This window comes from Saccharomonospora iraqiensis subsp. paurometabolica YIM 90007 (genome assembly GCF_000231035.2).
In the GTDB taxonomy this organism is placed as follows: Bacteria; Actinomycetota; Actinomycetes; order Mycobacteriales; family Pseudonocardiaceae; genus Saccharomonospora; species Saccharomonospora paurometabolica.
Genome location: NZ_KI912185.1, coordinates 14601 through 27319, shown reverse-complemented (window position 1 = coordinate 27319; position 12719 = coordinate 14601). Strand labels below are relative to the sequence as shown.

The window sequence follows — 12719 nt, the reverse complement described above, 5'->3', positions numbered from 1 at the left end:
TGTCGGTTCGGCAGGACCCGCGGGAAAGGACAGGCAGTGGTCGAGCAGAGTCTGTGGATGCGGAAGGTCACCGCCGACCCCGGTCACTCCACCTGGTACGTCGAGCGGTTCCGGTCCATGGCCCGCGCCGGGGACGACCTCGCAGGTGAGGCCCGCCTGGTGGACGCGATGGTGCCCCGGGGTGCCCGGATTCTCGACGCGGGCTGCGGCCCCGGCCGCGTGGGCGGCGCGCTGGCCGCGGCGGGGCACGACGTCGTCGGCGTGGACGGTGATCCGGTGCTGATCGAGGCCGCCGAGCAGGATTACCCCGGCCCGCGGTGGCTGGTCGGCGATCTGGCCGAACTGGACCTGCCCGCACGGGGCCTGTTCCAGCCCTTCGACGCCGTCGTCTGCGCCGGGAACGTGCTGCCGTTCTGCGCACCGGGCACCCGCGGGGAGGTGCTCCGTCGGCTGCACGCGCACCTCGTGCCGGGCGGCCGGGCCGCCATCGGATTCGGTGCCGGTCGCGGCTACGAGTTCCCCGATTTCTTCGCCGACGCCGACGCGGCCGGTTTCGTGTCCGACCTCACGCTGTCCACATGGGACCTGCGCCCGTTCACCGACGACGCCGACTTCCTCGTCGCCGTACTCCGCCGCCCGTGAGCTCCGCGCTGCTCACGGGCTCGGCGCTGCTCGTGGGCTCGGCGCTGCTTTTTGGCTTCACCGCCCGGTGGATCGCCGTTCACACCTCCCCGCCCGAGGTCACGCCTCCGCCCCGGGGGAACCCACCTGGAACGTCGCCCCGAACGGATCGGTGATCCCGGCGAGTCGTCCGTAGACCATGTCGAACGGGTCCGCGGCCGTACCGCCGTTGTCCCGGACCCGGCGCACCGTCTCGTCCACGTCGTCCACCTGGAACAGGGTGCCCCAGCCGGGCCGCTCCGCCGACGGGTCGCCCACGATGCCGCCGATCTCGTGACCGTCCGGCCTGCGCAGGAAGGTGAAGTCGGCGTCGGGCATGTTCGGGTCGCCGTCCAGCGAGTAGTCGAACACCGCGCGGTAGAACTCGCGTGCGGCGGCGGGGTCCCGGGTGAGCAGGTCGTTGCGGAGCAGGGCGTTCGGCTCGTTGACGAGCTCACACCCGAGGTGGGCACCCGCCTGCCACAGTCCGAACTGCGCACCGGTGGGGTCCCGCACGATCGCCATCCGGCCCTCGTCCATGACGTCCGTCGGGGCGGTCACCACCGAACCACCGGCACGCTCGGCCGTGGCCGCCGTGGCGTCGCAGTCGTCGGTGGCGAAGTACAGGTTCCACCAGAACTCCGTCGCGTCCGGATCCTGGTGCGGCATGAGCCCGGCGACCCGGCGGCCGCGCAGCAGGCACTGGGTGTACCGGCCGGCCTCCTCCGGCCCCACCTCGAACTCCCAGCCGAACACCGCACCGTAGAAGCCCATCGCCCGGTCGAGATCCGGGATGCCCAGATCGAGCCAGGTCGGTGTACCCGGCGGCTGGGCTGTGGTCACTTCGCTCATCGCGTCTCCTCACTACCGGCCGTTCTGTGCGGAGACTAGCGCCGGGGTCCGACGGAAACAGGCTGGTCACCACCCGATCGTGGAACCCGGGCCGCGTGGGTGGAGGGACGAACCCGTCCGGGGACGGGGTGGGGGGTCAGGAGCGCGGGCGCAGCAGTGCGATCGTCGCGTCGACGGCCGCCTCGGAGATGTCGGCGATCCGGCCGCCGTCCTCGACGGTGGCCGCCAGCAGCTCACGCAGCCCGCCGAGCAGGATGATCGCCTGCGGGCGGGTCACCGGCCGCACCCCGGCCGCGCGGAGCTCGTCGGTGTCGCAGAGCCGCTGGATCATCACCACGAAGGCGTCCATCGCCTCGCGCTGGAGCTCGCGTGCGGCCGCGCCGAGGGAGGGCAGGTCGCGGATCCAGCTCACGGTGACCGCGGGGGTGGATTCCGCGGAGGCGATCCAGGCGGCCACCGCCTGCCGGATCTGCGTCTCCCACGGCGCCGCCGGGTCCACCGCCGCCGAGATACGCCGGATCGTGTGGTCGTTCGCCGCCGCGAGCAGGGCGAGGTAGCACGCCTCCTTGCCGGAGAAGTGCTCGTAGAAGGTGCGGCGGGAGGTCCGGGCGCGCCGGACGATGTCGGCGACCGTCGTGGTGCGGTACCCGTCCTCGGCCAGCGCGTCGGCGAGCGCGGCGAGCAGCCGCTGCCGGAACCCGTCCCCGGCGGAGGGCACGGGGGCCTCGGTGACGCGCTCGCTGCCGGTCGTCATGGCCTCCACGCTATACGGCCCGGGCCGCCTCTTGTCCGGCGCGGTACGGATGCGTACCGTACCGCTGGTACGCCGACGTACCAGACGCACGAGGGGGAGCCACTCCGATGCCGACCGAGACCCTGCCTGCCGGGACCGGCCTGCCTCCCGGGCCCGGCCTGCCACCCGCGCTGCAGGCCGCGCACGCGATCGTCTCCCCGCAACGCGGGATGAAGTCCCTGCGGGACCGCTACGGGGACGCCTTCACGGTGCACCTCCCACTGTTCGGCCGTACGGTCGTGCTCAGCGACCCGGACGAGGTCAAGCAGCTGTTGCAGACCAAGCCCGACCGCGCGGAGAACATGGAACCGAACCTCGGCAGACTGCTCGGTCCGGGCTCGATGTTCTCCCTGACCGGCGACCGGCACCGCCGCGAGCGCAAGCTGCTGGTGCCCCCGTTCCACGGCCGCAGGCTCGCGGCGTACGAGGGCATCGTCGAGGAGGAGACCCGGCGCGAGCTCGCCGCGTGGCCGGAGGGCACGTCGTTCCCGACCCTGTCCTCCTGGATGCGGATCACGCTGAACATCATCCTGCGCGCGGTGTTCGGTGCCGAGGGCGCGGAACTGGAACGGCTGCGGGACCGGATCCCCCGCCTGGTCACGTTGGGATCGCGGCTCGCCGTGCTGCCGGTGCCGGAGGTCGACCTCGGGTGGTGGAGCCCGTGGGGCCGGTTCAAGATCATGCGGGACGAGTTCGACGCCATCGTCGAGCGGCTGATCACCAAGGCGGAACGGGGCGGGAACCTCGACGAGCGCAACGACGTGCTCTCGCTGATGCTGCAGGCCCGCTACGAGGACGGCAGCGCGATGACCCACGGTGAGATCGCCGACGAGCTGCTCACCCTGCTCGCCGCCGGACACGAGACCACGGCCACGACGCTGGCGTGGGCCGTCGAACGGCTCCGCAGGCACCCGGCCCTGCTGGGCGAGCTCACCGCCGAGGCGGACGCGGGGGGAAGCACGCTGCGGGACGCCACGATCACCGAGGTGCAGCGCACCCGCCCGGTGATCGACCTGGTCGGCCGGACGGTGGAGGTCGACGGCCTGGAGATCGGGCGTTGGCGGCTGCCCCGGAAACAGCTCGTGCTCGCCAGCATCGCCCTGCTGCACCGCAACGAGTCGGTGTTCCCGGACGCACGCCGGTTCGACCCGTACCGGTTCGTCGATTCGCGGCCCGACCTCTACCAGTGGATCCCGTTCGGCGGCGGCACGCGCCGCTGCATCGGCGCGGCCTTCGCCACGATGGAGATGAACGTCGCGCTGCGCACGATGCTGCGGCACTTCTCCCTGCTGCCCACCACCGAGCCCGGTGAACGGTGGCGTTCCCGCGGGGTCGCCAACGCACCGGCCCGGGGCGGCCGGGCGCTCGTCCGCCGCCGGACCGACGGCCCGGCGCTGTCCGGCACGGCCACCGGGCCCCGGACCGCGGCATGACCGCCCCCGAACACGTCGACGTGCTCATCGTCGGCGCCGGACTGTCCGGGATCGGCGCCGCGCACCACCTCCGGTCCCAGCTGCCCGGACACACCTTCACTCTCCTGGAGGCGCGGGACGCCCTCGGGGGGACGTGGGACCTGTTCCGCTATCCGGGGGTGCGCTCCGACTCGGACATGCAGACCCTCGGCTACCGGTTCCGCCCCTGGAGACGGTCCCGGGCCCTCGCCGACGGGCCGTCGATCCTGCGCTACCTCCGGGACACCGCGACCGAGGCGGGGATCGACCGGCACATCCGTTACCGGCACCGCGTCGTGCACGCCTCCTGGTCCAGCGACGACGCACTGTGGACGGTGGAGGCCGAGCACGACGGCACCACCGTCCGGTTCACCGCCCGGTTCCTGCACGTCTGCAGCGGGTACTACCGCTACGACGCCGGATACTTCCCCGAGTTCCCGGGGCTGGAACGCTTCCGGGGGACCGTGGTGCACCCGCAGGAGTGGCCGGAGGACCTCGACCACACCGGACAGCGGATCGTGGTCGTCGGCAGCGGGGCGACGGCGGTGACGCTGGTGCCCGCCCTGGCCGACAAGGCCGCCCACGTCACGATGCTGCAGCGCTCGCCCACCTACATCCTGTCCCTGCCGTCCGAGGACCGCCTGGCCGGACTGCTGCACAGGGTGGTGGGGCCGCGCGCGGCGTACCCGGTGGTGCGCTGGAAGAACATCGCCGTGAGCACGCTGCTCTACCAGCTCAGCCGGAGACGGCCGGAACTGGTCCGCAGGCTGATCCGCAAGGCCACGATCCGGCAGCTCCCGGCGGGCTACGACGTCGACACCCACTTCCGGCCGGACTACGACCCCTGGGACCAGCGGTTGTGCTTCGTCCCGGACGGCGACCTGTTCACCGCCGTCCGCCGCGGCACGGCGTCGGTGGTCACCGACCACATCGAGGAGTTCACCGCGTCCGGCCTCCGCCTGCGGTCCGGGGCGGAACTGGAGGCGGACACGGTCGTCGTGGCGACCGGGCTGCGGCTGCTGCCGCTCGGGGGCATGCGACTCACCGTCGACGGCAGCGAGGTGCGCCTGCCGGAGACGATGGCGTACAAGGGGATGATGCTGTCCGGGGTGCCGAATTTCGCCTTCACCGTCGGCTACACGAACGCCTCGTGGACGTTGAAGGCCGACCTGGTGAGCGGGTACGTCGTCCGGCTGCTGCGGCACCTGGACCGGCACGGGTACCGGCGGTGTGTCCCGGTGAACGACGATCCGTCGGTCACCGCGCGGCCACTGCTCGACTTCGACGCGGGCTACGTCCGCCGTGCGATCGACGAGTTCCCCCGCGCGGGATCCCGGCAGCCGTGGCGGCTCGGGATGAGCTACGCGCACGACCTCGTCACCCTGGGCCACCGCCGACTCGACGACGGCATCCTCCGCTTCACCTGAACGGCTCCCCGTGCGAGCGGCCGCCGTTGTGCCGTGAAGGACTCCTTCACTGCGTCGGATGCAGTGAAGGAGTCCCTCGCTGCGGCACACGCAGGGAAGGGGTCCTTCACGGCACACCTGACGGCCCCGCCGCGGGGGATGGCTACTTCGGGGGCATGCGGATGCCGCCGTCGACGCGGACGACCTCGGCGTTCATGTAGGAGTTGGTGACCAGTTCCAGCACCATCGAGGCCAGCTCGTCCGGGGTGCCGAGGCGCTTCGGGAACAGCACGCTCTCGCCCAGCTTGGCCTTGAACTGCTCGGACTCGGGGCCCTCGCCGTAGATCGGGGTCTCGATGAGGCCCGGGGCGATGGTGTTGACCCGCACCCCCACGGCGGAGAGGTCGCGCGCGACGGGCAGGGTCATGCCCACGACACCGCCCTTGGACGACGAGTACGCCGCCTGCCCGATCTGTCCGTCGAACGCCGCCACCGACGCCATGTTCACCACGGCACCGCGGTCACCCGATTCGGTGGGTTCGTTGCGGCTCATGGCCGTGGCCGCGAGCCGGAGCGTGTCGAAGGTGCCGATCAGGTTGATCCCGACCACCTTCTTGTACAGGTCGAGGCTGTGCGCGGAGTCGTACTCCCCGTCCTTGCCGATCGTGCGTTGCGCGGACCCGATCCCGGCCGAGTTGACCAGCACCCGCAGCGGGCCCAGTTCGACCGCCTTGTCCACGGCGGCCCGGATCTGCTCGGTGTCGGTGACGTCCACGTTGACGTACACGCCGCCGATCTCCCGGGCGAGGGCCTCGCCCTTCTCCGCGTTCAGGTCGGCGACGACGACGCGCGCCCCGCCGGCCGCGAGCCGACGCGCGGCGGCGGCCCCGATGCCGGAGGCACCGCCGGTGACGATCGCGCTTGCTTCTGTGATCTCCATGCGGCCGAGCATAAGCCTCGGCACGTCGACTGTGGGAGGCCGCGTCGCGTGACCGACGTGCGTTCGGGTCCCTCGTCCCAGGCGCGGTCAGGCACCCCCTTCGGCGCGACCTCCCACATGATCACTGTTAACAGGTGTTGCGACAGTGCGTCAACAATTGTTGACAATGCGCCACGGGTTGTACAGTGCGCGGGCCACCGCTGAACCCCCGGAGTCCCCATGAGCGAGAGCCCGACGACCTTCGCCGAGAAGCTGGCGTTCCTCATCGAGACGATGCACCCGGACTCGCGCGGGCCGTACGACGACGAGGAGCTGGCGCGGGCCCTGGGGGTGTCCCGCCAGTACGTGTGGCAGCTGCGCACGGGCCGGCGCGACGAACCGCGGCACAGCGTCGCGATGAAGATCGTGCGGTTCTTCGGCGTGCCGGACGACTATTTCGTCAACGACGACACGACCGTGGCCGTCATGCGCCAGGTCCAGGACCTGCTCCAACGGCGGGACGGCGTACCCGGCGGGACCGACCCCCGCGACGACGTCGAGCTGCGCAGGCTCACCCTGCGCATCCTCGGCCTGTCGGCCGAGGAGCGGGAGAAGGTGTCCTCCGTGGTGGAGGAGATCCGCTCCTACGAGGCCCGGTCACGACGCCACCGCCCGCGCCGCAAACCGGCCCGACCCGACGAGACCTGATCCACCGGGATGCGTCAGGATCATGGTGGCTCCACGTGTCCACCCGGTCCCGTGCCGTGGTGTGTGCGGACGGCTCCGCACGCCGCGGGGCCGGTCAGTCCGTCGTCGGGAAGGGGCGACACGGTGAAGTACGCCGACGCGCGGCGCCGCTGCGTGGCGCTGGTGGACGACGTCCTCGTCCGGACCGGGCTCCCGCAGCCGTGGGACGTCAACGCCTGGCTCGACCGGTTGGAACGGGTGCGCGGGCGCGGGGTGGACCTGTGCGCGCTGTCCTGGTCGCCGGGGGAGCCCACCGGTGCCTGGCGCAAGCACGGCGACCACGACGTGATCGCGTACGCGGCGAACACCACCGGGTTCCACCAGGACCACATCATCCTGCACGAGGTCGGACACATGCTGTTCGACCATGCCGGCCGCTGCCTGCTGTCCCACGAGCAGGCGCGCAGGCTCGCACCCGACCTCGGTGCGGCGGCCTTCGCGCATCTGCTCGACCGGCTGAGCGGGGGCACGGAGGAGTTCGAGGCCGAGCAATTCGCGCACCTGCTGCACGCACGGGTCGCGACCCGCACCGCGCCGCGGCCACGTCCGCGTGCGCACCGTCCACCCGACGACCACGGCAGTGCCGCCACCCTGGCCCGGCTGACCAGCACGTTCGACGAGGTCTGATGGGCTCGGTGGTCATGGTGGCCGCGGGACTCGTGGCCGTCACCGGTGGCGTGACCCGGTTCGCGAGTGCCCGGAGCCCCGTCGCCCCGGCGACCCGGTACCTGTGTGCGGCGGTAATCGCGGCGGGGCTCTCGGCGGCGTTGTCCGCGCCCACGGTCCTCGCCGCCGCGGCACGGGTGGAACCGTCGCCGAACTTCACCCGGCTGGTGGTCAACGGCATCGGCATGGTCGCCGCCTGGTGCCTGCACAGTCTGCTCACCCACCTGGTCACCGGCGATCCCGCGCGCGCCCGCAGGGCGGTCCGGATCCAGGCGATGATCCTGGTGTCCACGATCGCGGCCATGGCGGCGTTGTTCCTGTCCGCGGACCTCACCTACCGCCCGGATTTCCTGAACGCCTTCGCCGACCGGCCGCCGGTGTACGGGTACCTGGTGCTGTTCAGCGGCTACGTCGGCTGGAGCATGGCGCGGTTCGTGCATCTCATGGGCCGCTACGTGCACCTCACCGACCGCCGGTGGCTCCAGGTCGGGATGCGCACGATGCGGGCGGGCGCGGCCTTCGGGGTCGGCTGGGCGCTGCACAAACTGGTCGCCACCACCGCGGTGTTCCTCACCGGGTCGCCCTACCCCGGTTCGGACACACTCGCCTGGGCGCTGCCCGCCGCCTGTGTGGCGCTGGTCGCGGTCGGGGTCTGCGTCCCGGTGTGCGCGCCCGCACTCAGGCGGGCGACGCTGTGGTGCCGGCGCCACGTCCAGTACCGCCGTCTCCGGCACCTCTGGACCACGCTGGAGCCGGTGATCGCCGAAATCCGGCACACCACGGTGCGGGGGTCCATCCACGAGCGGCTCAGTGCGCGGGTGGTCGGCATCCTCGACGCCCTGCTGGTGTTGACGCCGTACCGGAGTGACGGGGCGCCCCGGCGGCGGAGCGGGGCGGCCGATCCCGGGGTGGAGGCCGCGCTGATCGTGGACGCGCTGCGCCGGTGGCGGGACGGGGCGGCGCCGAGCCGGGGCGCGGTGCCCGGGCCCGCCCCCACCGTGGACGATCTGGACGGGGAGATCGCGTGGCTGGCGCGGGTCGCCCGTTCGCTGCGCCGGGGACGCGCGGCCGCGCCGGACACGGACCGCACCGTGAGTGGGGAGGACCGACAGTGAGCGTCCACACCGGAACGCCGCCGGCGCAAGGGACACGTCCGCGGCGACCGACCCTGTGGGCCCGGGTGCTCACCGAGGTGTGCGCCCCGTGGGTCCTCGTGATCGTGCTCTCCGGCGGTGTCGCGTGGGCCGCGACGCACGCGTGGCTGCCGGCCCTCGGCTGGGGCCTGCTGATCGCGTCGACGAGCAGCGTCCTGCCGATGTGCGTGATCGTGTGGGGAGCCCGCCGCGGCCGGTGGGACGGCCACCACGTGCGCGACCGGGGCGGGCGGCTGGTGCCGTTCGCGGCGTTGCTCGTGCTCAGCGGGCTGGGGCTGGGGCTGCTGGTGCTGTTGCGGGCACCGTGGACGCTCGTGGCCCTCGACGTCGCCATGCTCGCGTGCCTGTTCGTGACGGGCGTGGTCACCGCGTGGTGGAAGATCTCGATGCACGCGGCCGTGGCCGCCGGGGCGGTGGCGATCCTCGCCGTGACCTACACCCCGGTGGTGTGGTCGCTGTCGCTGCTGGTCGGCGCGGTCTGCTGGTCCCGCGTCCGGCTCGGCGACCACACCCCCGCCCAGGTCACGGTGGGCACGGTGGCCGGCCTCGTCGTGGGCGGCGGCGTCTTCGCGCTGCTGGTCTGAACCCGCGCACCGCGTACCCCGCGCTCCGTCCGGCGGGCAATATGGCGACCGTCACCGCACCGCCGCGGCACCGCGACATCCCACGTCACCCCCCGTCCGGGGTGCCGGAACCCGGTTTCGGACCGGGGAGCGACTGCCACGGCCGGTAACGGCTGTGCGTACGATTCGTTGTCACTGAACGCGCCCCCGTCGGTGGTACCCGGTCGTGCTCCGCCGGCACCACGGTGGGTGCGAGGCGGTTCGTGGGAAGGACGGCGAAGGACGGTATGGACACCTCGGTGGCTCCGTTGATCGAGCAGTTGGTCGACACCGACCGGTACCCGCTGGCCCGGCCGGACAGCCCCGCCTGGGCCGAGGCGGTGGACCGGGTGCGGCGCGACCTGGACGGGCAGGGGTGCAGCGTGCTGCCGAACTTCGTGCGTTCCTCCCGGCACGAGGACCTGCGCCGGGAGGGCGCCGGGATGGCCCCGCACGCGCACTACGACGTCGAGACCGTCAACGCCTACAACATCCCCACCGACGCGCCGCTGCCCGCCGACCACCCCGGGCGGATCACCATGCTGCGGCGCAACGCCTTCGTGGCCAGGGACCACGTCCCACCGGACTCGATCCTCGGCGGGCTGTACTCCGACGGGCACTTCCAGCGGTTCCTCGCCGCCTGTTTCGACCTGCCGGAGATCCACGAGCTGGCCGACCCGCTGGCGGGTCTGGTGCTCAACGTGGTGCGCCCGGGGATGGACCACCCGTGGCACTTCGACACCAACGAGTTCGCCGTCACCCTGCTGACCCAGGCGCCGGAGTCCGGCGGCGAGTTCGAGTACTGCCCGGGCATCCGGTCGGCCGAGGACGAGAACGTCGCCGACGTCTCCGCGGTGCTGCGGGGCGGGGGCACGGACCTCGTCCACACACTGACCCTGCGCCCGGGTGACCTGCAACTGTTCCGTGGCCGGTTCTCCCTGCACCGCGTCACCCCGGTCGAGGGGAACACCGACCGGCACTCGGCCATCTTCGCCTACAGCGCCCGACCGGGCGTCATCGGCAGTGTGTCCCGCACCCGGCAGATCTTCGGCCGGGTTCTGCCGGAACACCTGGCCGCCGAGGGGCACGCGGTGCGCGGCGACCAGCTGCTGGACTGACCCCTCCCCCGGGCCCCCGCGTGCCCGGGACACCGACGACACGACGACCACGCCCCGACCTCCGAGGATCACCGTGAACGACACCCCCACCACCTTCTCGTCCCGCACCTTCGGCAACGAGGACACCCTGCCCCGGGTACCGCTGCCGACCCCGGAGGAGTCCTGCGAGCGATTCCTGGAATGGTCGGCACCACTGCTCACCGCCGCCGAACGGGAGGCCACCGAGGCGGCCGTGACGGAGTTCCTGAAGCCGGACAGCCCCGCACACACCCTGCACGCGGCCCTCGCGGAGTACGACGCGGCCCCGGGGGTCGCCAGCTGGCTGGACGAGTTCTGGCCGTCCCGCTACCTGGGCCGCCGGGACCGCATCGCGCTCAACGCCAACTTCTTCTTCCTGTTCGCCGACGCGGAACTGGAGCAGGTGCCGCGTGCGGCGGCGCTGGTGCGGTCGGCGGTCGACCACAAGCTGCGGCTCGACCGCGAAGAGCTGCCGCCGGTGGTTCAACGGGGTCAGCCGCAGTCGATGGACCAGCACAAGTTCCTGTTCTCCACCACCCGCATCCCGGGGCGGGAGCAGGACACGGTCCGCGCCCCCTACAGCGAGCGGCAGCCGGGCCCCTCACCCGCGCGGCACATCGTCGTGTTCTTCCGCGGCAACACGTTCCGCATGGACGTGCTCGACCCCGAGGGGCGGCCCTACGCGCTCACCGATCTGGAGGCCGGGCTGCAGGAGGTGACCAAGGCGGGTGTGGTGCCCGCGCAGTACTCCGTGGGCAGCCTCACCACCGAGGCCCGGGCGGAATGGGCCGACGACCGCCGGGCGCTGGCGGCCCTGCCGGGCAACGCGGAGGCGCTGGAGACGGTGGAGACGGCGCTGCTGTGCCTCTGCCTGGACGACCTCGTGCCCGAGGACGCCCACCAGGCCTGCGACCAGCTGCTGCACGGCGACAGCGGGAACCGCTGGTTCGACAAGTCGGTGTCGCTGGTGGTGTTCGGCGACGGCCGGGCGGGGATCAACGTGGAGCACTGCGGCCTGGACGGAACCACGGTGCTCGCGTTCGTCGACGACCTGCTCGACGGTGATCCGGAGCCGGTCGAACCCCGGGGAACCCCCGCGGTCGACTCCGTGGAGTTCACCCTCGACGAGGCGCTGCGCACGAAGGTGCGCACGGCGGCGACGGCGTTCGCCGACTACGCGGCCGCCAACGCCACCACGACGGTGGCCTTCGACGACGTCGGCTCCGCCGAGGCCAAGCGGCTGGGGGTCTCCCCGGACGCGTTCGTGCAGATGGCCTACCAGGTCGCCCACAAGCGGACGAAGGGCTTCACCGGCGCCACGTACGAGTCCATCGCCACCCGCCAGTACCGCAACGGGCGCACCGAGGCGATGCGGGTGATCACCCCGGAGATCCTGCGGTTCGTCGCGGTCATGGACGACCCGGACGCCGACGCCGACACGCGGCGGGAGGCGTTCCGGGCGGCGGCGGACAAGCACGTCGCCCGGGCGAAGGAGTGCCAGAGCGGGCAGGCGCCCGAACAGCACCTGTGGGAGCTGCAACTGATCCAGCAGCGCCGGGGCGCCGAGCTGGGCGCCACCGGTGAGCTCGCGCTCTACGACACCCCCGGCTGGCGGATCATGCGGGACGACTACCTGAGCACGAGTTCCGCGCCGTCGAAGAACATCCAGTTCTTCGGGTTCGGCTCCACGAGCAGCCACTGCATCGGCGTGGCGTACGTGCTGCTGCCGGACCGGTTCCACCTCTACCTGAGCACGCCGCAGGCGGTGGCCGAGCAGATGTACTCCTTCGCCGAGCACCTGCGCACAGCGGTGTACGAACTGCGCGACCTGCTCGACACGGGGAACTGACCGACACGACCGACACCCGGGGCCGGGTCCGCGGGATCCCCGCCGTGCCCGGCCCCGGCCGTGCCGCCTCAGCCGCGCGAGCCTCAGCCGTGCGATCCCCGGCCGTGCGGGAGCCGACCGCGCGGGATCACTCGCGTGGGATCACCGCAGCGACCAGGTGGCGACCGCGTAGAGCACGCCCCACGGGTCGTCGGCGCGGAGCACGGTGGCCTCCGGTGTGCACCCGGAGTGCGCGACGGCCGCACCGAGGACGTGCAGCGCGGCGCGGCCCTGCACCAGGAGTTCCCCGGCCGTGGCCGGGTCGAGCGACCGCAGGTCCTCCGGATCACCCTCGGTGAGGCCGCGCACGAGCACGGCGTCGACGTCGTGGGCGCGCGGGTCGTCGTAGCCGGGCGCCTTCGGGCCCCGGCGGGCACTCCCGTCGCCCAGGACCAGCAGACCCGTCCGCGGTTCCCGCCCGGCCAGGTCCCGCCCGAGGCGGTCG

Annotated in this window: 12 protein-coding genes and 1 pseudogene; 9 read left to right on the top strand and 4 right to left on the bottom strand. The window is 72.5% G+C overall.

The window, feature by feature from the left end:
- The first annotated feature begins 36 nt into the window (after window positions 1-36).
- Window positions 37-642: a class I SAM-dependent methyltransferase gene (locus SACPADRAFT_RS0200190; RefSeq protein WP_007023416.1), complete on the top strand. Its 606-nt coding sequence runs from the start codon at window positions 37-39 to the stop codon at window positions 640-642.
- Window positions 643-741: 99 nt separating this feature from the next.
- Here SACPADRAFT_RS0200190 and SACPADRAFT_RS0200185 read toward each other — a convergent pair whose 3' ends face one another.
- Together SACPADRAFT_RS0200185 and SACPADRAFT_RS0200180 are read right to left on the bottom strand one after the other, a co-directional pair.
- Entirely contained in the window at window positions 742-1512 is a 771-nt protein-coding gene (locus tag SACPADRAFT_RS0200185) for a VOC family protein (RefSeq protein ID WP_007023415.1), read from the bottom strand.
- Between the two features lie 136 nt (window positions 1513-1648).
- Window positions 1649-2266 carry a TetR/AcrR family transcriptional regulator gene (locus SACPADRAFT_RS0200180; RefSeq protein ID WP_007023414.1) on the bottom strand — a complete coding sequence of 206 codons (618 nt, stop codon included), beginning with the start codon at window positions 2264-2266 and terminating at the stop codon, window positions 1649-1651.
- A gap of 107 nt (window positions 2267-2373) precedes the next feature.
- Here SACPADRAFT_RS0200180 and SACPADRAFT_RS0200175 point away from each other — a divergent pair, with 107 nt between their 5' ends.
- Together SACPADRAFT_RS0200175 and SACPADRAFT_RS0200170 are read left to right on the top strand one after the other, a co-directional pair.
- Window positions 2374-3738 carry a cytochrome P450 gene (locus tag SACPADRAFT_RS0200175; protein ID WP_007023413.1) on the top strand — a complete coding sequence of 455 codons (1365 nt, stop codon included), beginning with the start codon at window positions 2374-2376 and terminating at the stop codon, window positions 3736-3738.
- A complete protein-coding gene (locus SACPADRAFT_RS0200170) occupies window positions 3735-5183 on the top strand; it encodes a flavin-containing monooxygenase (protein ID WP_007023412.1) in 1449 nt (482 codons plus the stop codon). The genes SACPADRAFT_RS0200175 and SACPADRAFT_RS0200170 overlap by 4 nt, the downstream gene beginning before the upstream one ends.
- A gap of 142 nt (window positions 5184-5325) precedes the next feature.
- Here SACPADRAFT_RS0200170 and SACPADRAFT_RS0200165 read toward each other — a convergent pair whose 3' ends face one another.
- A complete protein-coding gene (locus SACPADRAFT_RS0200165) occupies window positions 5326-6102 on the bottom strand; it encodes an SDR family NAD(P)-dependent oxidoreductase (protein WP_007023411.1) in 777 nt (258 codons plus the stop codon).
- 219 nt (window positions 6103-6321) lie between these two features.
- On the opposite strand from SACPADRAFT_RS0200165, the gene SACPADRAFT_RS0200160 reads away from it, so the two are divergent.
- The 6 genes from SACPADRAFT_RS0200160 (at window position 6322) to SACPADRAFT_RS0200135 (ending at window position 12235) form a co-directional block, all read left to right on the top strand.
- A complete protein-coding gene (locus SACPADRAFT_RS0200160) occupies window positions 6322-6789 on the top strand; it encodes a helix-turn-helix domain-containing protein (RefSeq protein ID WP_007023410.1) in 468 nt (155 codons plus the stop codon).
- Window positions 6790-6912: 123 nt separating this feature from the next.
- Window positions 6913-7455, top strand: coding sequence for a hypothetical protein (locus SACPADRAFT_RS0200155; protein WP_007023409.1), 543 nt, complete (start codon window positions 6913-6915; stop codon window positions 7453-7455).
- Window positions 7455-8609 (top strand): MAB_1171c family putative transporter, encoded by a 1155-nt coding sequence (locus SACPADRAFT_RS0200150; protein ID WP_007023408.1) that lies wholly within the window; start codon window positions 7455-7457, stop codon window positions 8607-8609. The genes SACPADRAFT_RS0200155 and SACPADRAFT_RS0200150 overlap by 1 nt, the downstream gene beginning before the upstream one ends.
- Window positions 8606-9232, top strand: coding sequence for a hypothetical protein (locus tag SACPADRAFT_RS0200145; protein ID WP_007023407.1), 627 nt, complete (start codon window positions 8606-8608; stop codon window positions 9230-9232). The genes SACPADRAFT_RS0200150 and SACPADRAFT_RS0200145 overlap by 4 nt, the downstream gene beginning before the upstream one ends.
- Before the next feature lie 266 nt (window positions 9233-9498).
- Complete coding sequence (locus tag SACPADRAFT_RS0200140) at window positions 9499-10368, top strand: HalD/BesD family halogenase (protein WP_028662100.1); 870 nt, start codon at window positions 9499-9501, stop codon at window positions 10366-10368.
- Between the two features lie 73 nt (window positions 10369-10441).
- On the top strand, window positions 10442-12235 hold the full coding sequence (locus SACPADRAFT_RS0200135; RefSeq protein WP_007023405.1) for a choline/carnitine O-acyltransferase: 1794 nt from the start codon (window positions 10442-10444) through the stop codon (window positions 12233-12235).
- A gap of 141 nt (window positions 12236-12376) precedes the next feature.
- Here the strand turns inward: SACPADRAFT_RS0200135 and SACPADRAFT_RS31830 are convergent.
- Window positions 12377-12719: pseudogene (locus SACPADRAFT_RS31830) on the bottom strand (hypothetical protein); the annotation flags it as partial.